Here is a 22,619-nt window from a genome sequence, read left to right on the forward strand (position 1 = left end):
GAACGTCGCGCGGTACCGTCAATTTGCTCCTTTGGGGCGCTACACCACAGGGGGTCATTATGCTCACCCTGCTCAATTTGCTTTCCGCCGTGGCCCTGCTGATCTGGGGCACGCACATCGTCCGAACCGGCATCCTGCGGGTCTACGGCACCAATTTGCGCCATGTCATCAGCCATAACATGGCCAACCGCTGGCTGGCTTTCGCCTCCGGGATCGCCGTGACGGCGATGGTCCAGAGCAGCAACGCCACTGCCATGCTCGTCACCTCCTTTGTCGGCCAGGGCCTGATGGCGCTGACCCCGGCGCTGGCCACCATGCTTGGCGCGGACGTCGGTACGGCGCTGATGGCGCGGGTGCTGACGTTCGATCTGTCGTGGCTGTCGCCATTGCTGATTTTTGTCGGGGTGATTTTCTTTCTGTCGCGCAAACAGACCCGGCTCGGGCAGTTGGGCCGTGTTGCCATTGGCTTGGGGTTGATCATTCTGGCGTTGCAACTGATTGTCGAGGCGGCGCACCCGATTACCCACGCCAAAGGAGTGAAGGTGATTTTCGCCTCGCTCACCGGCGACATCCTGCTCGATGCCCTGGTCGGGGCACTGTTCGCGATGATTTCCTATTCCAGCCTGGCCGCCGTGCTGCTGACCGCGACCCTGGCGGGTGCCAATGTGATCAGCCTGCCGGTGGCCATCGGGCTGGTGATCGGCGCCAATATCGGCAGCGGCATACTCGCCTTCCTCAGCACCAGCATGCAGAACGCCGCCGGACGCCAAGTGGCGCTGGGCAGCCTGCTGTACAAGCTGGTTGGTCTTTTATTGATCATTCCGGTGCTCGACCCGCTGGTGCACTGGCTCGATGGCCTGGATTTCAGCCCTCAGGAAATGGTCATTGGTTTTCACCTGCTCTACAACACCGTGCGCTGCCTGATCCTGTTGCCCAGCCTCGAACCGATGGCCAGGTTTTGTGCCTGGGTGCTGCCGGAGCATCCACAGGCCAACGGCACGGCCAAGCCCCGGCATCTTGACCCCACGGCCTTGGTCACACCGGGTCTGGCGCTGGCCAACGCGGCCCGGGAAACCTTGCGCATGGGCGACCTGATCGACAACATGCTCGAAGCCATGCTCGACGTGTTGCGTGGCAAGCAGACCGCCGTCACCCAGGAAGTCCGCCGCCTGTGCGACGATGTCGAAGCGCTCTACAGCGCGATCAAGTTGTACCTGGCGCAAATGCCCCGGGAAGACCTCAGCGATCAGGACAGCCGGCGCTGGGCGGAAATCATTGAGCTGGCGATCAACCTGAAGCTCTCCAGCGACTTGATCGAACGCATGTTGCGCAAGATTCAGCAGCAGAAAACCTCGCAGCGCCGGTCGTTTTCCGAAGTCGGGCTGGACGAACTGACTGGACTGCATACTCAGTTGATTTCCAGCCTGCGGCTCGGGATGTCGGTGTTTCTCAGCGGTGATCCGGAAAGTGCGCGCCAACTGGTGCGTGAAAAACGTCGTTTCCGCGCACAGGAACGGCGCCTGGCCCACGCTCATGTCAGCCGTTTGCAACGTAAAATCGTGCAAAGTATCGAAACCAGCTCGTTGCACCTGGAGCTGATCGCCGACATGAAGCGTCTGAATTCGCTGTTTTGCAGCAGTGCCTACGTGGTGCTGGAAACATCGGACACCGGTGCGCTGGTGGTCGACGATTTGAGCGACATCACTCATTCACCCTGAACGTCCACAGTCGCCTGAAGTCTGTTGAACTTACGCTGGTCGTATGGAAGCTTGTTATGCGTTGTCTGTTGTTCGCCTGTCTGCTGCTTGGTTCACTCCCGTCATTCGCCCTGGATCGCTTTCAGGTCGAGGGCTACACGCTGCGCAACGGCTTGCAGTTGCTGCTCAAACCCGGCACTGATCGCGGGCATGTGGCAATCCGGCTGGTGGTCGGCGTTGGCCTGGACGATTTCGGCTGCGAAGAAAAGGAACTGCCACATCTGCTGGAACACCTGCTGTTCAGCGGCATCGACGCCAGTGGCGAAGGTGGCCTGGAGGAGCGCATGCAGGCCTTGGGCGGAGAGTGGAATGCCTTCACCAGCAATGCCGATACGACTTTCGTTATCGAAGCCCCGGCGAAAAACCAGCGCAAGGTACTCGACCTGTTGCTGGCGCTGTTGACCCAGACCCGCTTCGACGACAGCGCCATCAACGCGGCCAAGCAAGTGGTCGAGCGTGAAGACGGTGGTCACTACTCGCATCTGCAACGCTGGCTCGATCGCCAGGACCTCGGCCACACAGCCAGCAACCAGTTGGCCGTGGAGCTGGGGCTCAAATGCCAGGAACGTGCGCAAGTCGATGACTTGACCCGTGAACAACTGGAGCAGGTGCGCAAGGACTGGTATGCGCCGAACAACATGACCCTGATCGTGGTCGGCGACCTCGACAAGTTGCTGCCAGCCTATCTGGAGCGGGCGTACGGTGCGCTGGAAGCGATCACCCCCGGCGAGCATCCGCCGCTGCCGCAAATCCAGGCCAGCGCCGCCCATGAGCGCACCTTGACCCACGGTCTGGTCGGCAACGGCGCCAAGTTGCACTGGTTGGTGCCGGAGCCGGTGCTGGAAGATGGGCATGACCAAACCTTCGATTTACTCAAGGACTATCTGGATTGGGCGCTTTATCGCCAGCTGCGCCTGGCTCATGGTTTGTCCTATGGCCCGTGGGCGGAACGCGAAGTGTTCGGCGGCGTGGGTTTCATGAGCCTCAATGCCGACCTTGAACGCGACGACGTGCCCGAGGCCGAACAAGTGCTCGATGACTTGAAGGCCGGACTGCTCAGGGACGGCCTCAATGCCGACACCTTCAACCGCCTGAAGCAGGCCGCGATCGCCCGCCAGGCCTGGGCCGTACAAGGCAACAGTGCGTTGGCCGACTACTACTGGAGTGCCATCGGCGACTACGAGGACGGTCGCTTCACCAATCCGGCCAGGGAGCTGCAGGGGGTGACGCTGGAGGAGGCGAACAAGGCCGTGCGTGAACTGCTGTTGCAGCCAGGGTATTTGCGGATCGAGAAGCCGTTGTTCAGTTATGACCAGTTGATGTGGTTGGTGGTTGGTGGGGTGGGCTTGATCGTGTTGATGCTGGTGGGCTGGCGTTTGCATCGCAGGAAGTAACTATTCTGTTTGGCAAGAAAACTCCTTGTGGGAAACACAATCACCTGTGGGAGCGAGCTTGCTCGCGATGAGGCCATGTCATTTAACATCAAAGTTGACTGATCCGCCGCCATCGCGAGCAGGCTCGCTCCCACAGGTTGCGTGGTGCAACTGACCGCAAACTCTCGCCACAGCGCCGCACCAGCGGTACCCTGTCGAGGTTTTTTCCTACAACCACTGTGAACCCGCCGAATGCAAAACCTGACCCGTTTCGTACAGCGCATCCTCGAATTGATGAAGCGCTACCCCGGGGTCATTGCGCTCGCTGGTTTCATCTCCGGGGTTGGCAGTTTCATCCTGGTCGATCGCCAACAAGGCCTGGCGAGCTGGATCACCACCATCATGCTGATCAGCTGGATCTGGCTGATGCTGGAGAACAGCCTGACCAAGCTGTTCGCGCGCATCTTCAAGCGCGAAATCCCGGAACCCTTGCTGCGTTACGCAACGCAGATGATCCATCAGGAAAGCCTGTTTTTTGTCCTGCCGTTCTTCTTCATCACCACGACGTGGAACAGCGGCCAGTTGTTTTTCACCGGGCTGCTGGGCGTCGCAGCACTGATTTCGATCATCGACCCGCTGTACTACAGGTGGCTGGCGCCACGGCGCTGGGCGTTTCTGGCCCTGCACACCCTGACCCTGTTCGCCGCGCTGCTCACCGCGTTGCCGGTGATCATGCACCTGACCACAGCGCAAAGTTTCAAATGGGCACTGGGTATCTCGGTGCTGTTGTCGTTCCCGAGCCTGGCGTCGATCTTCCCGATTCGTACCCTGCGCAGCGCACTGGCGATTTTGAGTATCACTCTGGGCATTGGCGCCGTCGGGTGGGAGCTGCGCTCGTGGGTCCCACCGGCGACGCTGTGGATGACCGACGTGGCCATCAGTACGCAAATGCAGGACCGCACGCCCGGCGCCAGCCTCGACGAAGTCAGCGCCGAGCAGATCCGCAATGGCGGGCTTTACGCCTACACCGCGATCAATGCCCCGCGTGGCCTGGACGAGCGGATTTATCACGTCTGGCAGTTCAATGGTAAAGAGGTCGACCGCATCCCGCTGGATATTCACGGCGGGCGCAAGGAAGGTTACCGGGCCTGGACCCACAAGGAGAATTTCCCGGGCAACCCGGCCGGTAAATGGCAGGTTCGGGTGCTGACCGAAGATGGCCAGGTCATCGGCGTGCTGCGTTTCAAGGTCACGGACAGCACAGCGATCAAAGAAAAGTAGTACGGTTCGTGCTATTACGTAGAGCTGCCTAATCACTGAACAAGCACGGAGCTTATGATCAGCAGCACGATGGCCGGCAATGCCCAGTTGGACACGTCGCTCACCCCTGCACGGTTGCGGGTGACGGGCGACTGGACGCTTGCCCATTACGCTGACCTCAAGCTGTTGAGCGAAAAACTCCACGGCCAGTACGACGCCAACACCCCCATCGACCTCAATGGTCTCGGCGCCCTCGACACCGCTGGCGCCTCGCTGTTGGTCGAACTGCTCGGCTCCGAGCGCCTCGGTCGCTCCGCCGAACATCCTGATTGCACACTCTCCGCCGCCGATCGGGCGTTGCTGCAAACCGTCTACTGCTCGTTGACCGATTTCTGCGTACCGATCAAGGAACCGGAAGTCAGCGTTTCCATTCAGTTGCTGACCCGCATTGGTCGGGCGGTGGACGCCGTCTGGCAGGACACCCTGCAACTGCTGGGTTTCGTTGGCCTGATCATCGAAACCATCGTCCGCGGCCTGTTCCGTCCCAAGCGCTGGCGCGTCACGCCGATGATCGCCCACATCGAACAGACCGGTCTCGACGCCGCGCCCATCGTTGCGTTGCTGACTTTTCTGGTAGGCGCCGTCGTGGCATTCCTCGGGTCGACAGTGCTGGCCACCTTCGGCGCCACCGTCTTCACCGTGGACCTGGTGGGATTTGCCTTCCTGCGCGAATTCGGTGTGTTGCTGACCGCGATCCTGATGGCCGGGCGCACCGCCAGTGCGTTCACGGCGCAAATCGGTTCGATGAAGGCCAACGAGGAAATCGACGCCATCCGCACCTTGGGCCTCGACCCCGTGGAGTTGCTGGTGGTGCCGCGGGTCCTGGCGTTGCTGATCGCCCTGCCGATGCTGACCTTTCTGGCGATGCTGTCGGGGATTATCGGCGGTGCCGTGGTCTGCGCGGTGGCGCTGGATATCTCGCCGGCGATGTTCCTGTCGCTGCTGCAAACCGACATCGGCGTTCAGCACTTTCTGGTGGGGATCGTCAAAGCCCCGATCTTCGCCTTCCTCATCGCCGCCATCGGTTGCCTCGAAGGCTTCAAGGTCAGTGGTAGCGCCGAGTCTGTGGGCGCGCACACCACGTCGAGTGTGGTGCAGTCGATTTTCGTGGTGATCGTGATGGATGCGATCGCCGCGATGTTTTTCATGGAGATGGGTTGGTGAGTCGTATCCCCAGAGCGCCCTCCGAGGCGGTGATTGAAGTCCGTGGACTGTGCAACCGCTTTGGAAGCCAGAGCGTGCACGAGAACCTCGACCTGGACTTGTACAAGGGCGAGATTCTCGCCGTGGTCGGCGGTTCCGGCAGCGGCAAATCGGTGTTGCTGCGCAGCATTGTCGGGCTGCGCGAGCCCAGCGAAGGGGTGGTGAAAGTCTTCGGCAAGAACCTGCCAACCCTGTCCGAGCACGAGCGCTCGCTGGTGGAACGGCGATTCGGCGTGCTGTTTCAGAAAGGCGCGCTGTTCTCTTCGCTGACCGTGACCGAGAATGTTGCCCTGCCGCTGATCGAGCACGCCGGCTTGAGCCGCAGCGACGCCGAGCATCTGGCGGCGGTGAAAATGGCCCTGGCCGGGTTGCCGCTGTCGGCGGCGGAGAAGTACCCCGCGTCGCTGTCCGGCGGCATGATCAAGCGTGCCGCGCTGGCCCGGGCATTGGCGCTGGACCCGGATATCCTGTTTCTCGACGAGCCCACCGCCGGTCTCGACCCGATCGGCGCTGCCGCGTTCGACCAATTGATCCTGACCCTGCGCGATGCCTTGGGCCTGAGTGTCTTTCTGGTGACCCACGACCTCGACACGCTCTACACCATCACCGACCGGGTGGCGGTGCTGGCGCAGAAAAAGGTGCTGGTGGCGGACGCCATCGACAAGGTCTCGGAAACCAACGATCCGTGGATTCACGAATACTTCCATGGCCCTCGCGGCCGCGCGGCGTTGACGGCCGCCCAACAGCTCAACGAGGTCTGACATGGAAACCCGAGCCCATCATGTATTGATCGGCCTGTTCACCGTGATTGTGGTGACGGCCGCGCTGTTGTTCGGCCTGTGGCTGGCCAAGTCCAGTGTCGACACCGAGTTCAAGGACTACGAGGTCGTATTCAACGAGGCGGTCAGCGGTTTGTCCAAGGGCAGTTCGGTGCAGTACAGCGGGATCAAGGTCGGCGATGTGATCTCGCTGCGCCTGGACCCGAAAGACCCGCGCCGGGTGTTGGCGCGAATCCGCCTGGCCGGCGATACCCCGGTCAAGGAAGACACCCAGGCCAAACTGGCCCTGACCGGCGTCACCGGGACCTCGATCATCCAGCTCAGCGGCGGCACGCCACAGAGCCCGACGCTCAAGGGCAAGGACGGCAACCTGCCGACCATAGTCGCCTCGCCCTCGCCCATCGCCCGCCTGCTCAATGACAGCGAAGACTTGATGGCCGGTGTGAGCACGCTGATGCATAACGCCAACCTGATGTTCTCCACGGAAAACATCGAGCGCATCAGCAACACCCTGGAGCATCTGGAGCAAACCACCGGAACCATCGCCGATCAGCGCGGCGATATCCGCCAGGCCATGCAGCAATTGGCTTCGGTGGGCAAACAGGCCAACAACATGCTGGAGCAGACCACGTCGCTGATGCGTAACGCCAACGGGCTGCTCAACGAGCATGGCAAGGAGGCGCTGGGCAGCGCCGAGCAAGCGATGAAGTCGCTGCAGGAGAGCAGCGCGACCCTCAACACACTGATCAGCGCCAATCAGGATTCGCTCAACAGCGGCATGCAAGGCCTCAATGGCCTGGGCCCGGCCGTGCGCGAGATGCGCGAAACCCTGTCTTCGTTGCGCGTCATTACCAAACGTCTGGAGGCCGACCCCAGCGGTTACCTGCTGGGCAGTGACAAGACCAAGGAATTCACGCCATGAAGCTGATTCGGATTGCCCTCCTCGCAGGCTTCACGCTGATCGGCTCGTGCTCGATCCTGCCCAAGCCAGAGCTTTTCGAGGTCTATCGATTGCCCTCAGCCCAGAGCAGCACGGCGGCCAGCCATGGCACGCCGCAGCACTGGTCGCTGCGCCTGACCAAGTTCCAGTCCAGTGAAGCGTTGAACAGTCCGAACATTGCAGTCATTCCTCAGGGCGACGTGATCAGCCACTACAAGGGTTCGCGCTGGAGCGACCCGGCACCGGTGCTGGTGCGCAATCGCCTGCTGCAAGGTTTCCAGCATGACGGGCGTGTGCCGTTATTGAGCACCGATGACAGCATTTTCCAGACCGATCTTGAATTGGGCGGCAGCCTGCAGGCGTTCCAGACTGAGTACCAGGGTCCGAATGCCAGCGTGGTCGTGCGTCTGGATGCATTGCTGGTGCGCAGCTACGACCAGCGCATCCTCGCCAGTCGCCGCTTCGAAGTGCGCCAGCCATTGAGCAATGTGCAGGTCCCGGCGGTGGTGGCCGGGTTCGGTCAGGCGAATGATCAGTTGACCGCGCAGGTGGTGAACTGGGCAGTGGAGCAAGGACAGAAATTGGCGCCACCACCAAGACCTTGAGGAAGAACGCAGTCCCCCTGTGGGAGCGAGCCTGCTCGCGATAGCGGTATGTCAGACACATTGATTTAGAATGTGCAGCCGCCTTCGCGAGCAGGCTCGCTCCCACAGGGGTAAAGCTTTATCAGCGCTGCAAAAACGCCTGATGCAACTCAGCCAGCGTTTCAAAGTGATACGCCGGCGCTTCGGCGCTCAGTTCTTCGTGGCTGCCGAACCCGTAACCCACCGCTGCCGCATCCAGGCCGTTACTGCGCGCGCCGATGAGGTCGTGCTTGCGGTCGCCGATCATCAGGGTGTTGGCCGGGTCCAGGTTTTCTTCGGCCATCAGGTGAGCAATCAGCTCGACCTTGTTGGTCCGGGTGCCGTCCAGTTCGCTGCCGTAAATCACCTTGAAGTGTTTGGCAAAGTCAAAATGCCGGGCGATTTCACGGGCGAACACCCAGGGTTTCGAGGTCGCGATGTACAGCTGCCGGCCTTGTCCGCTCAGGGTTTCCAGTAGCGGCGTGACGCCGTCGAACACACGGTTCTCGTAGAGTCCGGTGACCTTGAAGCGCTCGCGGTAGAAATTCACCGCCTCCCATGCCTTGGCTTCATCGAAGTCGTAGAACTGCATGAAGGCCTGCAACAGTGGCGGGCCGATGAAGTGTTCGAGTTTGCCCAGATCCGGCTCATCGATACCCAGTTTGCCCAGGGCGAACTGGATCGAACGGGTGATGCCCTCGCGCGGGTCGGTGAGGGTGCCATCGAGGTCGAACAAAACGGTTTGGTAATGCATGTAGAGTCCTGAATAAGGGGGCCGGGTCAAAGCTGGTCGTAGCCTTCGGCCAGATGCAGGTCCTTGAGCTTCACGTAGTTCGCCGCGCTGTAGGTGAAAAAGGCGCGTTCCTTGTCCGTCAGCGGGCGGATCGGCTTCACCGGGCTGCCCACATACAGGAAACCGCTTTGCAGATGCTTGCCCGGTGGCACCAGGCTGCCGGCACCGATGATCACGTCATCGTCGACCACGGCACCGTCCATGACGATGCTGCCCATGCCGATCAACACCCGACTGCCCACCGAACAGCCATGCAGCATGACCTTGTGGGCGATGGTCACGTCATCGCCGATCAGCAACGGAAAGCCATCAGGGTTAAACGGACCGGCGTGGGTGATGTGCAACACACAACCATCCTGCACGCTGGTGCGCGCGCCGATGCGGATGCGGTGCATGTCGCCACGGATCACCGTCAGTGGCCAGACCGAGCTGTCCTCGCCGATTTCGACGTCGCCAATCACCACTGCCGAGCCATCGACAAAAGCGCCTTTACCCAGCAGCGGCGTGTGGTTCTGATACTTGCGAAGGTTCACGATAGGGTTTCTCTCTGTTGCTGATAGCTGCGGTGAACGTCGATTGTAATTAAGATGGCTACATGTTTCTCCAGCCAAGGTATCAACCGTGAGCGTGAACAACCCTCTTTTGCAGTCCTATGACCTGCCGCCGTTCTCCGCCATCCGCGCCGAACACGTACAACCGGCCATTGAACAGATCCTGGCTGACAACCGCGCCGCCATCGTCGAGATCCTCAAGACCCAGGCCAAACAGCCAACGTGGGCCGGCCTGGTGCTGGCGATGGACGAACTCAACGACCGCCTGGGTGCCGCCTGGAGCCCGGTCAGCCACCTCAATGCCGTGTGCAACAGCGCCGAACTGCGTGAAGCCTACGAGTCCTGCTTGCCTGCCTTGAGCGCCTACTCCACCGAAATGGGCCAGAACCGCGAGCTGTTCCAGGCCTTCGAAGCCCTGGCCAGCAGTCCTGAAGCCGGCGGTTTCGACGTGGCGCAGAAAACTATCCTGGAACACTCCCTGCGTGACTTCCGTCTGTCGGGTATCGACCTCCCGGAAGCCGAACAGAAACGTTACGCCGAAGTGCAGAGCAAGCTGTCGGAACTGGGCAGCCGTTTCTCCAACCAGTTGCTCGATGCCACTCAGGCGTGGACCAAGCATGTCACCGATGAAGCCGCTCTCGCCGGCCTGACCGATTCGGCCAAGGCGCAAATGGCTGCCGCGGCACAGGCCAAGGACCTGGACGGCTGGCTGATCACCCTGGAATTCCCGAGCTATTACGCGGTGATGACCTACGCCCAGGACCGCGCACTGCGCGAAGAAGTCTACGCGGCTTACTGCACCCGTGCGTCGGACCAGGGACCGAATGCCGGCCAGAACGACAACGGCCCGGTCATGGAGGAAATCCTCGACCTGCGCCAGGAGTTGGCAAAGCTGTTGGGTTTCAGCAGTTTCTCAGAGCTGAGCCTGGCGACCAAAATGGCTGAATCCAGCGATCAGGTGCTTAGCTTCCTGCGCGACCTGGCCAAGCGCAGCAAGCCGTTCGCCGCCCAGGATCTGGAACAGCTCAAGGCCTATGCGGCCGAGCAAGGTTGCCCGGACCTGCAAAGCTGGGACAGCGGTTTCTACGGCGAAAAACTCCGTGAACAACGTTACAGCGTGGCTCAGGAAGCCCTGCGTGCCTACTTCCCGATCGACAAGGTGCTCAGCGGCCTGTTCGCCATCGTCCAGCGCCTGTACGGCATCGAGATTGCCGAACTCAAAGGCTTCGACACCTGGCACCCGGATGTGCGCCTGTTCGAAATCAAGGAAAACGGCCAGCACGTCGGCCGCTTCTTCTTCGACCTCTACGCTCGCGCCAACAAGCGCGGTGGTGCCTGGATGGATGGCGCCCGCGACCGTCGCCGCACGGCTGGCGGCGTGCTGCAAAGCCCGGTGGCGAACCTGGTGTGCAACTTCACCCCGGCTGACAGCGGTAAACCTGCGCTGCTGACCCACGATGAAGTCACTACCCTGTTCCATGAATTCGGTCACGGCCTGCATCACCTGCTGACCCGCGTCGAGCATGCTGGCGTGTCCGGCATCAACGGTGTGGCATGGGATGCCGTCGAACTGCCAAGTCAGTTCATGGAAAACTGGTGCTGGGAGCCGGAAGGCCTGGCGCTGATTTCCGGTCATTACGAAACCGGCGAGCCACTACCTCAGGACTTGCTCGGGAAAATGCTCGCGGCGAAAAACTTCCAGTCCGGCCTGATGATGGTCCGCCAACTGGAGTTCTCGCTGTTCGACTTCGAACTGCACGCGACCCATGGTGACGGCCGCAGCGTACTGCAAGTGCTCGAAGGCGTGCGCGACGAGGTTTCGGTGATGCGTCCGCCGGCCTACAACCGCTTCCCCAACAGCTTTGCGCACATCTTCGCCGGCGGTTATGCCGCGGGTTACTACAGCTACAAATGGGCTGAAGTGCTCTCGGCCGATGCGTTCTCGAAGTTCGAAGAAGAAGGCGTGCTCAACGCCGACACCGGTCGTGCCTTCCGCGAAGCGATCCTGGCCCGTGGCGGTTCCCAGGAGCCGATGGTGCTGTTCGTCGACTTCCGTGGCCGTGAGCCATCGATTGACGCACTCTTGCGCCACAGCGGCCTGAGTGAGGACGCGGCAGCATGAGTGAGGGACCTGTGATTACGAAAAAACGCTTTATCGCCGGGGCTGTCTGCCCGGCATGCAGCGAGCCGGACAAATTGATGATGTGGAACGAAGACCAGGTCCCGCACCGGGAGTGCGTGGCCTGCGGTTATTCCGACACACTCAATGAGCAAGGGCTGTCGGTGCCCAAGGAGTTAGGTACGCGGGTCAACACCACCGTACCCAAAGCCCCGGACACCAAGGTTCAGGCGGTTCAGTTCTTCCCGAACCCGAAACTGAAGAAAAAACCCGACGAACAGCACTGAGTGAAAAAAAGCCCCCGTTGCTCCATGCAACGGGGGCTTTTTTATTCGATATGAGCGGACTTGAACCAGCTCTTCATCGAGCACGCGGCGAACGGGCTGGTGCTGCAATCGCCATTGGCCAGGGCTGTGCGCAGTTTGTCGACGTCGGCCTGCATCATGTAGCGGATGCCGTCCTTGAAGTGGGTGCTGTCGCCAAAGCCGCCCTGGGTCATTTCGTTCAGGGCCTCTTCCTTGCTCCAGCCCTGGATGACCACCCGATACATGGCTGCCATCAGGCCGGTACGGTCAGAGCCGTGTTTGCAGTGCATCAGCACCGGGCCTTTGGCTTCGGCGGACTTGATGGCGCGCAGGGCCTTGAGCACATCGGCGTCATCCACATGGTTGGTGCGATAGGGCAGTTGTACTTGCGTGATGCCTGGCGTGGAAAGCCAACTGGAGTCCGTTTCAGGCAGGAAGTTGATCACCGTGCCGACCTTGAGTTTCTCCAGCAACGGCACAGCGCCCTTGTCCGGCAAGGCGCTGCGATAGAGCGTCGGGGACATTTGAAAGAGGTTGTATTGCTTCTCGATCGGTTGAGCCCAGTCTGCTGGACGGTGCATCGCGCTGTCGTCAGCAAATGCCGGTGTCAGGTTAACGAGTGTGACCAGCGACAGGCATATTGCAGATAAAAAACGTGATAGAGGCATGCTTGAGCGACCGTTCTGAAAGGGACGGGAAGATGCTGGCAAGGATCAGGCATGCACGGTCAAAGGCCTGTGAGCGGACCGTCAAAGAATCGTGAAGCTGACGAGATGATGATGTTTCATCAAGGATCGAGCCTCGTTCATTGAAAGAACAATGTTATAGGCGATAAAAAATCAAACCCGATCGATTATTAACTTCGACCGGATCTGATTAATAACAATATATTTGCCTGGAGCTTTGGTTCAAGGTTTCGCAATGCCGGCGTACGCTTTGGCCAGAGCCAGCAGTTTTTCCTTATCATCGGAATTGATGGTCCCGTTACCATCAATATCTTTGTCGACACTGCCAATACTAAAAGACTGGCCGCCGTCGTATGAGGACGCAATCAGCGTGGTGGAGTCCAGCAAAGAGGTGGTCGCGACCGAGTTTTCTTCATCCCAGCCTTCTTCCTTGAGTGCGAACTGCATCGATACCAGTACTTCATCGGGATCGACTACAGTCGGTCCAAGTTTTTGCAAAAAGATACCGCGGCGATTAAAAAACGACATAAATAAATCCTTTTATAGAATATCGGTGTTTATGTTTTGCAGCGAAAAAATGGTACATGCAGTTTTGTCGCAACAACCAGGCTTTATATATTTCTCCCGGTTGCGTCACGCAAGCGTGCATGACAAATAATCAAAATGTGCCGAACGGCGCTGGTCGAGTGGTTTTGATCGATGTACTGTATGTGCATACAGTCATTGGGTGTTATTCATGCACACGCCATTTCCTCCCCGTGGCCGCGGCACTGCGACCAACCCGCACAACCGTTTCGCCCCCAGTCATTCGGTGGCCGAAGACGACGGCTGGTACCAGGAAGTACCGCTCACCCAAGGCACCGAGGTGCGCATTGAAACGGCGAAAACCATCATCACCCGCAACACGTCGCCGGACTTGCCCTTCGATCGTTCGATCAACCCCTATCGCGGCTGCGAGCACGGTTGCATTTATTGCTATGCAAGGCCAAGCCACGCCTATTGGGATATGTCGCCGGGGCTGGATTTTGAAACCAGGCTGATCGCAAAAACCAACGCTACGGACGTGCTTGAGGAGCAGCTGTCCAAACGTGGCTATCAATGTGCACCGATCAACCTCGGCTCCAACACCGACCCTTACCAGCCGATCGAGCGCGAATACCAGATCACCCGCAAGACCCTTGAGGTGCTGCTGCGCTACCGGCACCCGGTGACCATCGTGACCAAGGGCTCGCTGATTCTTCGTGACCTGGACCTGCTGACCGAGCTCGCCAGCCAAAGACTGGTCGCGGTCATGATCAGCCTGACTACCCTGGACGACGAGCTCAAGCGCATCCTCGAACCCCGCGCCGCAGCGCCCAAAGCGCGGTTGCGGGCCATCCGGGTGATGCGCGAGGCGGGTATCCCGGTCGGCGTTCTGTGTTCACCGATGATCCCGATGATCAATGACAGTGAACTCGAAAGTCTGCTCACTGAGGCCCATGCGGCCGGGGCGCAGAGTGCCGCCTACATGATGCTGCGCTTGCCGCTGGAAGTGGCGCCACTGTTCGAAGAATGGCTGGGCGTCCACTATCCGCAACGGGCGGCGCATGTGCTGAGCCTGATTCGCCAGAGTCGTGGCGGTGAACTCTACGACAGCCGCTTTGGCGCCCGAATGCGCGGCGAAGGTCCCTTCGCCGACCTGCTGGCACAGCGCTTTGCCAAAACCATCAAGCGCCTGGGGCTCAATCACCGGGAAGGCTTCGACCTGGACTGCAATGCCTTTTGTCCGCCCGGTCGCCAAATGTCGTTGATTTGAGGACAATTGGCCTATGGTTGAGTACTGAAGATCGCGCTCGTGCCTTAGGCTGGTCACGTTTTTTGTGACCTGGAACACGCATTCTAGAGCGTTTTATTCAGTTTCAATTAAGATTCGGCCGCTACCTTGTTCATCGAGTGACTGATGGGTCGAGATGTTTGGCCTGGATGTTTTTTAACCAGCCACTGGCTTCACACCGGATCGCACGGGATGACTCCCTGAGCCCGCCAATGAGGATGAATTGATGAGTGACAAGGATAAACAGCCGTTGGCTGCGTCGGCTTCAGCCCAACCCGAGGCCGAAACCGCCGATGCAGCGTTGCAGCATATCGTTGACGGCTTTTTGCATTTTCATCACGAGATCTTTCCTCAGCAGGAAGAGCTCTTCAAGAAACTCGCCACGGCCCAGCGGCCACGAGCGATGTTTATCGCCTGCGCCGATTCGCGCATCGTTCCTGAATTAATCACACAAAGCTCCCCGGGCGATCTGTTCGTGACCCGTAACGTCGGCAACGTTGTGCCGCCTTACGGGCAAATGAACGGTGGTGTTTCCACGGCCATCGAGTACGCCGTACTGGCTCTGGGGGTGCATCACATCATCATCTGCGGGCATTCCGACTGTGGCGCCATGCGCGCGGTACTCAACCCGGACAGTCTGGAGAAAATGCCCACGGTCAAAGCCTGGCTGCGTCATGCCGAAGTGGCCAAGACCATGGTGCAGGAGAACTGCAACTGCTCTAACGAAAGCGAAAGCATGCACATCCTCACCGAGGAGAATGTGATCGCCCAATTGCAACATCTGCGTACCCATCCGTCGGTTGCCTCGCGCATGGCCAACGGTCAGCTGTTTATCCACGGCTGGGTCTACAACATCGAAACCAGCGAAATCAAAGCCTACGACGCCGATCAGGGCTGTTTCCTGCCACTCAATGGCAGCCTGCCAATTCCCGTGGCGACGCCCAAAGCGCGCTTCTAAATCCTCCTAAATCATTGTGTGGTTTAGCCGAGGCTGCCGTTCAGGCAGCCTGGCTTTGCCATGCCTGAAGAAAACTTCGGGAGACTCACCATGCGTGCTGCTCGACTCAAAGCTGTTCTGCCACGGGAGCTGTTGGCTTCGGTGGTCGTGTTTCTGGTCGCCCTGCCCCTGTGCATGGGCATTGCCATTGCCTCGGGGTTGCCACCGGCCAAAGGTCTGATCACCGGCATCATCGGCGGTCTGGTGGTCGGCTGGTTGGCCGGCTCGCCGCTGCAAGTCAGTGGCCCGGCGGCGGGTCTGGCCGTTCTGGTCTTCGAATTGGTCCGCCAACACGGTATCGCCATGCTTGGGCCCATCCTGTTACTGGCGGGTTTGCTGCAACTGGTGGCGGGTCGATTGAAGCTGGGATGCTGGTTTCGGGTGACAGCGCCCGCGGTGGTGTACGGCATGCTGGCCGGGATTGGTGTGCTGATCGTCCTGTCCCAAGTGCATGTAATGCTGGATGCCGTGCCCAAACCCTCGGGCCTCGATAACCTGACAGCCTTCCCGGCGGCGCTGGCTCAGGCATTGCCCACGTTTGGCTGGCAAGCCGGTTTGCTCGGTCTGTCGACGATTGCTGTCATGTGGCTGTGGGAAAAATTCCGCCCGCAATCCCTGCGCTTCATTCCCGGGGCGCTACTGGGTGTCGGTCTGGCCACGCTTGCCAGCCTGGTGCTGGCGTTGCAGGTCAAACGGGTTGAGGTACCGGCCAACCTGACGGAGGCCATTGACTGGCTGAAGCCGGTAGACCTGCTCAACCTGGCCGATCCGACATTGCTGATCGCAGCGTTTGCCGTGGCCTTTATCGCCAGCGCCGAAACCTTGCTCTCAGCCGCGGCGGTTGATCGCATGCACAGTGGCCAGCGCTCGGACTTTGACCGGGAATTGTCGGCGCAAGGTATCGGCAACATGCTGTGTGGCCTGCTTGGAGCATTGCCGATGACCGGCGTTATCGTGCGCAGTTCGGCGAATGTTCAGGCCGGAGCAACCACCCGATTTTCGACCATATTCCACGGCCTGTGGCTGCTGGCGTTCGTGCTGTTGTTGTCCAGCGTCCTGCAAAGCATTCCGGTGGCAAGCCTGGCGGGTGTGCTGGTGTACACCGGTTTCAAACTGGTGGATCTCAAGGTCTTTCGGGGGTTGGGCCGGTATGGTCGGGCGCCGATGTTCACTTACGCGGCAACCGCGTTGGCCATCGTTTTTACCGACCTGCTGACGGGCGTGTTGATTGGCTTTGGCCTGACCCTGGTGAAACTGGCGCTGAAAGCTTCGCGCTTGAAGATCAGCCTGATCGACCTGCCCCGGGAAGGGGAAATGGAGTTGCGCCTGACGGGCGCGGCGACCTTCCTCAAAGTGCCGGCGCTGACCCGGGTGCTGAGCAGCATTCCGGTGGGTACGACGGTGCATGTGCCGCTCAATAACCTGAGCTACATCGATCACTCGTGTCTGGAGTTGCTGGAGGAATGGGGACGAGCCAATGCGGGCAAGGGTTCGAAGCTGTTGATTGAATCGCGGGGGTTGAAGCGTCGGCTTGAGGGGCGGGTGCGGACGAATACCGGCGTCGGCGCGGCTGGCTGAGGTACCTGTGTGGGAGCGGGCTTGCTCGCGAAAGCGGCGTGTCAGTCGAGATCAACGTTGAATGATTGACCGCATTCGCGAGCAAGCCCGCTCCCACAGGTTTCAGGGATCAAGCCGCCGGCTGATCCAGTTCCAGGCCTACGCCCAGGCGGCGGGACATGCACGGCCAGCGTTTCCATGCGGCGCCGGTGTCCGGGCTGTTGAGCTTCTCGCGGTAGGCTTCCACCGACTCCAGTGCGAAGCTTTCGTCGTTGAGCATCTCGTCGATGGCGTGATGCACCACTTCGTCCAGTTGGTTGGCGAACGACTCACCGATCAATTGGTGAGCAATCAGGTTGGCGACAGTCATGTCCAAGGGGATCAGTGGCTGGCCGAAATGCTTGATGTACAGGTCGTTGACCTCTTCGACAAACCGGTGCGCCAGATAGGCTTCATCCAGCAGGCTGTCGAGCCCGACATGGCCGGCCATGATGGCTGGCGGCTGGAGGAAGTACTGCTCGGCGATTTTCAGCACCGGTTTGATCTGTGACTCGATGCCCGCTTCCCTGGCGACTTCATTGGCTGCATCCAGTAGATCGGGCACTTCTTCGATGTAGGCGGCGACAAATCGCGTCAGTACGCCGTTGGTATCGGCCTCCGGCAATTGGATCGCCGGGTGCAGATGAGGCAATTTACTTTCCAGCTGACGCGTCAGCAGGCCGGTCTCGGCTTCGTGTTGTTGGGCTTTTTGGATCTGCTCGCGCAATGCGGCGGTGTTCATGAAAACTCCAGGAAACAAGGCAATGAAATAGGGAAGACATAACTTAGCTGGCTTACGAAAAATGCTAAGACGCATTTGTCATAATTATTTCATCCTTGAGACGGCCCCGTTATATCGGTTTGCCACCATTCGTCTGCATCCTTCTCCATTCGTGCCCTGCAATGCAAGTTAATGCTGTTTCAGATGATTTACGCCTTCGCATTGCGAGGTCAGACGTGCTGTCTATACTCGGGGTGGAATGGAGTTAGCTGATGACGCCCGACTGCATATGCAGCAAGGCCCGGTGCTCAAGTTCGTAGTCTGATGCAGCCGCTCCCTTGCCGCAGGTGAAAGCCGGCGGGATAACAAGAACGATAAGGGGAACCCGCAATGATGCGACATCCACATGTCTGGATGGGCCTCCTGTTGTGGTCGATTTTCAGTCAGGCGCAAGCGGCCTGGACTGTGAATATGGCGCCTGGAGCGACTGAAATCAGTCACGCAGTATTCGACCTGCACATGACCATTTTCTGGATCTGTGTGGTGATCGGCATCATCGTTTTTGGTGCCATGTTCTGGTCGATGATTCTCCACCGCCGCTCGACCGGGCAGGTGGCCGCCAAATTTCATGAAAGCACTACCGTCGAAATCCTCTGGACCATCGTGCCCTTCCTGATCCTGGTGGCCATGGCGGTTCCCGCTACCGCGACCCTGATCAAGATGTACGACGCCAGCGAGCCGGAGATCGATATCCAGGTCACCGGCTACCAGTGGAAGTGGCATTACAAATACTTGGGCCAGGACGTCGAGTTCTTCAGCAACCTGACCACTCCCCAGGATCAAATCCACAACAAGGAAGCCAAGGGCGAGCACTACCTGCTCGAGGTCGACAAGCCATTGGTGCTGCCGGTCGGCACCAAAGTGCGCTTCCTGGTGACCTCCGCTGACGTGATCCACTCCTGGTGGGTGCCGGCTTTTGCGGTCAAGCGCGATGCGATACCCGGGTTCGTCAATGAAGCCTGGACCCGCATCGACAAGCCCGGCATCTACCGTGGCCAGTGCGCCGAGTTGTGCGGCAAGGATCACGGCTTCATGCCGACCGTGGTCGAGGTCAAGGAAAAGGCCGACTACGAAAAATGGCTGGCCGATCGCAAGGTCGAGGCCGCGCAGCTCAAAGAGCTGACCAGCAAGGAATGGACCCTCGACGAGCTCAAGGAGCGCGGCGACAAGGTCTATCACACCACTTGCGTGGCCTGTCACCAGGCCGAAGGCCAGGGCCTGCCGCCGATGTTCCCGGCACTCAAGGGCTCGAAAATCGCCACCGGACCGAAAGAAGGTCATCTGAGCATTGTCTTCCACGGCAAGCCTGGCACCGCCATGGCCGCGTTCGGCAAGCAGCTCTCTGAAGTCGATATCGCAGCGGTCGTGACCTATGAACGTAACGCCTGGGGCAACAACAAGGGCGACATGGTCACGCCAAAAGAAGTGCTGGAGCTGAAACAGGCGGAAAGCAAATGACCCGGTCTATTGCGCACGTAAGGAACCGGTCGGGGCTACGCACCCCGACCTGCCCAGCCCATCTGTTTGCAGGAGACAGGACATGACTGCTGTAATCGATGAACATGTTCATACCGCCACCGACCACGCCCACGGCCCCGCCAAAGGCCTGATGCGATGGGTGCTGACCACCAACCACAAGGACATCGGCACCCTGTACCTGTGGTTTGCGTTTTCCATGTTCCTGCTCGGCGGCTCGTTCGCGATGGTGATTCGCGCCGAGTTGTTCCAGCCGGGGCTGCAGATCGTCCAGCCGGAATTCTTCAACCAGATGACCACCATGCACGGTCTGGTGATGGTCTTCGGCGCGGTGATGCCGGCCTTCGTCGGCCTCGCCAACTGGATGATCCCGCTGATGATCGGCGCGCCGGACATGGCCCTGCCGCGAATGAACAACTTCAGCTTCTGGCTGTTGCCGGCGGCGTTCCTGCTACTGGTTTCGACCCTGTTCACTCCCGGTGGCGGACCGAACTTTGGCTGGACGTTCTACGCGCCGCTGTCGACGACCTACGCACCGGAAAGCGTGACCTTCTTCATCTTCGCCATTCACTTGATGGGGATCAGCTCGATCATGGGGGCGATCAACGTGATCGCCACCATCCTCAACCTGCGCGCCCCCGGCATGACGCTGATGAAAATGCCGCTGTTCGTCTGGACCTGGCTGATCACGGCGTTCCTGCTGATCGCGGTGATGCCGGTACTGGCGGGCTGCGTGACCATGATGCTGATGGACATCCACTTCGGCACCAGCTTCTTCAGCGCCGCCGGTGGCGGAGACCCGGTGCTGTTCCAGCACGTGTTCTGGTTCTTCGGCCACCCCGAGGTGTACATCATGATCCTGCCGGCCTTCGGTGCCGTCAGCTCGATTATTCCGGCCTTCTCGCGCAAGCCGCTGTTCGGCTACACCTCGATGGTCTACGCCACGGCGAGTATCGCGTTCCTGTCGTTCATCGTCTGGGCGCACCACATGTTCGTGGTCGGCATTCCGCTGGTGGGCGAGCTGTTCTTCATGTACGCCACCCTGCTGATTGCGGTGCCAACGGGCGTGAAGGTGTTCAACTGGGCCAGTACCATGTGGCAGGGCTCGCTGACCTTCGAGACACCGATGCTGTTTGCCGTGGCGTTCGTGATCCTGTTCTCCATCGGCGGTTTCTCCGGACTGATGCTGGCCATCGCCCCGGCGGACTTCCAGTACCAGGACACCTACTTCGTGGTCGCGCACTTCCATTACGTGCTGGTGCCGGGAGCGATCTTCGGGATCTTCGCCTCGGCCTACTACTGGTTGCCGAAATGGACCGGCCACATGTACGACGAAACCCTCGGCAAGCTGCATTTCTGGCTGTCGTTCATCGGCATGAACCTGGCCTTCTTCCCTATGCACTTTGTAGGGCTGGCGGGCATGCCGCGACGGATTCCGGACTACAACCTGCAGTTCGCCGATTTCAACATGGTGTCGTCGATCGGCGCATTCATGTTCGGTGCGACGCAGCTCTTCTTCCTGTTCATCGTGATCAAGACCATTCGCGGCGGCCCGCCGGCACCGGCTAAACCGTGGGACGGGGCTGAAGGCCTGGAGTGGAGCATCCCGTCGCCGGCGCCGTATCACACCTTCACCACGCCGCCGGAAGTGAAATGAACACCTGGCCCTTTGTAGGAGCGAGCTTGCTCGCGATGGTCGTCAACGATAACGCTGGAAGCCTGATACCCCGCGGCGTTCTCCGGTTTTTCGCGAGCGGGCTCGCTCCTACAGGGGTTGGTGTAGAGGTTTGCAATCATGGCTGACTCGATTTCGCTGAAGAAACTGGTCACCCGTCTATTGCTGGTCGTGGGGGCAATGTTTGTGTTCGGGTTTGCGCTGGTGCCGATCTACGACGTGATGTGCAAGGCCTTCGGCATCAATGGCAAGACCGCCGGGCAGTACGAGGGGGAGCAGACGGTCGACACCTCGCGGCAGGTGCGTGTGCAGTTCCTGTCGACCAATACCGCCGATATGCCGTGGGATTTTTATCCCAAGCATGACGAACTGACCGCTAACCCGGGGGCGGTGAACGAGATGATCTTTATCGCCCACAACCCCACCGATAAGCCGATGAGTGCCCAGGCCGTGCCGAGCATCGCGCCAAGCTCCGCGGCGGCGTACTTCCACAAGACCGAATGTTTCTGCTTTACCCAGCAAGTGCTGCAGCCCGGTCAACGGATCGAGATGCCGGTACGTTTCATCGTTGACCGTGACATGCCCAAGGATGTGAAGCATCTGACGCTGTCTTACACGCTGTTCGATATCACCGCCCGACATCCACCGGTAGCTGTAAACACTGGCGGTTGAGCGTGCCCGATAAGGAGAACAATAAATGGCAACTCATGAGCATTATTACGTTCCCGCCCAAAGCAAATGGCCGATCATCGCCACCTTCGGCATGGTTACCACTGTGTACGGCCTGGCCACCTGGTTCAACGATCTGAAAGCGGCGCGCCCGGAATCCCACGGGCCACTGATCTTTTTCGTCGGCGGGTTACTGCTGGCCTACATGCTGTTCGGTTGGTTCGGCACGGTGATCAAGGAAAGTCGCGGCGGCTTGTACAGCGCGCAAATGGATCGCTCGTTTCGCTGGGGCATGAGCTGGTTCATTTTCTCGGAGGTGATGTTCTTCATCGCCTTTTTCGGTGCACTGTTTTATGTGCGTCACATCTCCGGGCCGGCGCTTGGCGGAGAAGGCGCCAAAGGCATCGCGCACATGCTGTGGCCGAGCTTCCAGTTCACCTGGCCGCTGCTGGACAACCCCGACTCGAAACTGTTTCCGCCACCCAAGGAGGTCATCAGCCCCTGGGGCCTGCCGCTGCTCAACACCGTGTTGCTGGTGAGCTCCAGCGTGACTGTGACCATCGCCCACCACGCGTTGAAAAAGGGCCATCGCGGCGCACTCAAGCTGTGGCTGGCGCTCACCGTAGTGTTGGGCTGTGCGTTCCTCACCTTCCAGGCCGAAGAGTACATGCACGCCTACCACGAACTGGGCCTGACCCTGGGTTCGGGCATCTACGGCGCGACGTTCTTCATGCTCACCGGGTTCCACGGCGCCCACGTGACCATCGGCACCATCATCCTGTTCGTGATGCTGATGCGGGTCATGCGCGGGCACTTCGACAGCGAGCACCAGTTCGGCTTCGAAGCGGCGAGCTGGTACTGGCACTTCGTGGATGTGGTGTGGATCGGGTTGTTCGTTTTCGTCTACGTACTGTAGGAGCCAGCAAGCTGGCTCCTACACGGCTACCAGGGGGCATGAGAAACCAGCTGGCCGCTGAAAAACCCCCAGGTGATCAGACCGAGGGTAATGGCGGCCAGCGTGACACGCACACTCAAGGCAATGACGAGGCGGTTTGAGCGGCTGTCGTCCTTGACCAGAAAAAACAGGCCGCTGAACAGGCTGACAACCGTGGCAATCAGCATCAGGACGATGGCTGCTTTGAGCATGGTGGGACTCCGGGGGA

The 22,619-nt window shown here is 59.8% G+C and carries 22 protein-coding genes; 16 read left to right on the plus strand and 6 right to left on the minus strand.

Annotated features, from left to right (window positions below):
• Window positions 1-59: 59 nt before the first annotated feature.
• From CD175_RS21775 to CD175_RS21810, 7 genes are all read left to right on the plus strand, one after another.
• Entirely contained in the window at window positions 60-1,718 is a 1,659-nt protein-coding gene (locus CD175_RS21775; RefSeq protein ID WP_104450388.1) for a Na/Pi cotransporter family protein, read from the plus strand.
• A gap of 56 nt (window positions 1,719-1,774) precedes the next feature.
• Window positions 1,775-3,151: a M16 family metallopeptidase gene (locus CD175_RS21780; RefSeq protein ID WP_104450389.1), complete on the plus strand. Its 1,377-nt coding sequence runs from the start codon at window positions 1,775-1,777 to the stop codon at window positions 3,149-3,151.
• A gap of 231 nt (window positions 3,152-3,382) precedes the next feature.
• The gene (locus tag CD175_RS21790) at window positions 3,383-4,411 is read left to right on the plus strand and encodes a DUF5924 family protein (RefSeq protein ID WP_104450391.1); all 1,029 of its coding nucleotides are present in this window, start codon (window positions 3,383-3,385) and stop codon (window positions 4,409-4,411) included.
• Window positions 4,412-4,465: 54 nt separating this feature from the next.
• Window positions 4,466-5,614: an ABC transporter permease gene (locus CD175_RS21795; RefSeq protein ID WP_104450392.1), complete on the plus strand. Its 1,149-nt coding sequence runs from the start codon at window positions 4,466-4,468 to the stop codon at window positions 5,612-5,614.
• Window positions 5,611-6,414: an ABC transporter ATP-binding protein gene (locus CD175_RS21800; protein ID WP_104450393.1), complete on the plus strand. Its 804-nt coding sequence runs from the start codon at window positions 5,611-5,613 to the stop codon at window positions 6,412-6,414. Before CD175_RS21795 ends, CD175_RS21800 begins: the two co-directional genes overlap by 4 nt.
• A 1-nt stretch (window position 6,415) precedes the next feature.
• On the plus strand, window positions 6,416-7,354 hold the full coding sequence (locus CD175_RS21805) for an MlaD family protein (RefSeq protein WP_104450394.1): 939 nt from the start codon (window positions 6,416-6,418) through the stop codon (window positions 7,352-7,354).
• Complete coding sequence (locus tag CD175_RS21810; RefSeq protein ID WP_104450395.1) at window positions 7,351-7,977, plus strand: ABC-type transport auxiliary lipoprotein family protein; 627 nt, start codon at window positions 7,351-7,353, stop codon at window positions 7,975-7,977. The genes CD175_RS21805 and CD175_RS21810 overlap by 4 nt, the downstream gene beginning before the upstream one ends.
• Before the next feature lie 121 nt (window positions 7,978-8,098).
• Here the strand turns inward: CD175_RS21810 and CD175_RS21815 are convergent, their stop codons facing one another.
• Both CD175_RS21815 and CD175_RS21820 read right to left on the minus strand, forming a co-directional pair.
• Window positions 8,099-8,749 carry an HAD family hydrolase gene (locus tag CD175_RS21815; RefSeq protein ID WP_104450396.1) on the minus strand — a complete coding sequence of 217 codons (651 nt, stop codon included), beginning with the start codon at window positions 8,747-8,749 and terminating at the stop codon, window positions 8,099-8,101.
• Between the two features lie 26 nt (window positions 8,750-8,775).
• Window positions 8,776-9,321, minus strand: a complete 546-nt coding sequence (locus CD175_RS21820) for a gamma carbonic anhydrase family protein (protein WP_104450397.1) — start codon at window positions 9,319-9,321, stop codon at window positions 8,776-8,778.
• Window positions 9,322-9,409: 88 nt separating this feature from the next.
• On the opposite strand from CD175_RS21820, the gene prlC reads away from it, so the two are divergent.
• On the plus strand, window positions 9,410-11,461 hold the full coding sequence (gene prlC, locus CD175_RS21825) for an oligopeptidase A (protein ID WP_104450398.1): 2,052 nt from the start codon (window positions 9,410-9,412) through the stop codon (window positions 11,459-11,461).
• On the plus strand, window positions 11,458-11,745 hold the full coding sequence (locus CD175_RS21830; RefSeq protein WP_104450399.1) for a YheV family putative zinc ribbon protein: 288 nt from the start codon (window positions 11,458-11,460) through the stop codon (window positions 11,743-11,745). The genes prlC and CD175_RS21830 overlap by 4 nt, the downstream gene beginning before the upstream one ends.
• A gap of 41 nt (window positions 11,746-11,786) precedes the next feature.
• Here CD175_RS21830 and CD175_RS21835 read toward each other — a convergent pair whose 3' ends face one another.
• Complete coding sequence (locus CD175_RS21835) at window positions 11,787-12,431, minus strand: dual specificity protein phosphatase family protein (RefSeq protein WP_104450400.1); 645 nt, start codon at window positions 12,429-12,431, stop codon at window positions 11,787-11,789.
• A 240-nt stretch (window positions 12,432-12,671) separates the two neighbouring features.
• A complete protein-coding gene (locus CD175_RS21840) occupies window positions 12,672-12,977 on the minus strand; it encodes a hypothetical protein (protein ID WP_104450401.1) in 306 nt (101 codons plus the stop codon).
• Window positions 12,978-13,185: 208 nt separating this feature from the next.
• Here CD175_RS21840 and CD175_RS21845 point away from each other — a divergent pair, with 208 nt between their 5' ends.
• From CD175_RS21845 to CD175_RS21855, 3 genes are all read left to right on the plus strand, one after another.
• A complete protein-coding gene (locus tag CD175_RS21845; RefSeq protein ID WP_104450402.1) occupies window positions 13,186-14,244 on the plus strand; it encodes a PA0069 family radical SAM protein in 1,059 nt (352 codons plus the stop codon).
• Between the two features lie 244 nt (window positions 14,245-14,488).
• Window positions 14,489-15,220 (plus strand): carbonic anhydrase, encoded by a 732-nt coding sequence (locus CD175_RS21850; RefSeq protein ID WP_007969824.1) that lies wholly within the window; start codon window positions 14,489-14,491, stop codon window positions 15,218-15,220.
• 90 nt (window positions 15,221-15,310) lie between these two features.
• The gene (locus tag CD175_RS21855) at window positions 15,311-16,837 is read left to right on the plus strand and encodes a SulP family inorganic anion transporter (RefSeq protein WP_104450403.1); all 1,527 of its coding nucleotides are present in this window, start codon (window positions 15,311-15,313) and stop codon (window positions 16,835-16,837) included.
• A gap of 109 nt (window positions 16,838-16,946) precedes the next feature.
• Here CD175_RS21855 and CD175_RS21860 read toward each other — a convergent pair whose 3' ends face one another.
• A complete protein-coding gene (locus CD175_RS21860) occupies window positions 16,947-17,597 on the minus strand; it encodes a hypothetical protein (RefSeq protein WP_007969822.1) in 651 nt (216 codons plus the stop codon).
• A 369-nt stretch (window positions 17,598-17,966) separates the two neighbouring features.
• Between CD175_RS21860 and coxB the strand changes: the two genes are divergently transcribed.
• The 4 genes from coxB (at window position 17,967) to CD175_RS21880 (ending at window position 22,372) form a co-directional block, all read left to right on the plus strand.
• On the plus strand, window positions 17,967-19,094 hold the full coding sequence (gene coxB / locus CD175_RS21865; protein ID WP_007969821.1) for a cytochrome c oxidase subunit II: 1,128 nt from the start codon (window positions 17,967-17,969) through the stop codon (window positions 19,092-19,094).
• An 82-nt stretch (window positions 19,095-19,176) separates the two neighbouring features.
• Window positions 19,177-20,769: a cytochrome c oxidase subunit I gene (ctaD, locus tag CD175_RS21870; RefSeq protein WP_104450404.1), complete on the plus strand. Its 1,593-nt coding sequence runs from the start codon at window positions 19,177-19,179 to the stop codon at window positions 20,767-20,769.
• 138 nt (window positions 20,770-20,907) lie between these two features.
• Window positions 20,908-21,459 (plus strand): cytochrome c oxidase assembly protein, encoded by a 552-nt coding sequence (locus CD175_RS21875; RefSeq protein ID WP_104450405.1) that lies wholly within the window; start codon window positions 20,908-20,910, stop codon window positions 21,457-21,459.
• 25 nt (window positions 21,460-21,484) lie between these two features.
• Entirely contained in the window at window positions 21,485-22,372 is an 888-nt protein-coding gene (locus CD175_RS21880; RefSeq protein WP_104450406.1) for a cytochrome c oxidase subunit 3, read from the plus strand.
• 26 nt (window positions 22,373-22,398) lie between these two features.
• On the opposite strand, the gene CD175_RS21885 is transcribed toward CD175_RS21880, so the two are convergent.
• A complete protein-coding gene (locus CD175_RS21885; RefSeq protein ID WP_007969817.1) occupies window positions 22,399-22,602 on the minus strand; it encodes a twin transmembrane helix small protein in 204 nt (67 codons plus the stop codon).
• Between the last annotated feature and the right edge of the window lie 17 nt (window positions 22,603-22,619).

This window comes from Pseudomonas laurylsulfatiphila, assembly GCF_002934665.1.
Classification (GTDB): domain Bacteria; phylum Pseudomonadota; class Gammaproteobacteria; order Pseudomonadales; family Pseudomonadaceae; genus Aquipseudomonas; species Aquipseudomonas laurylsulfatiphila.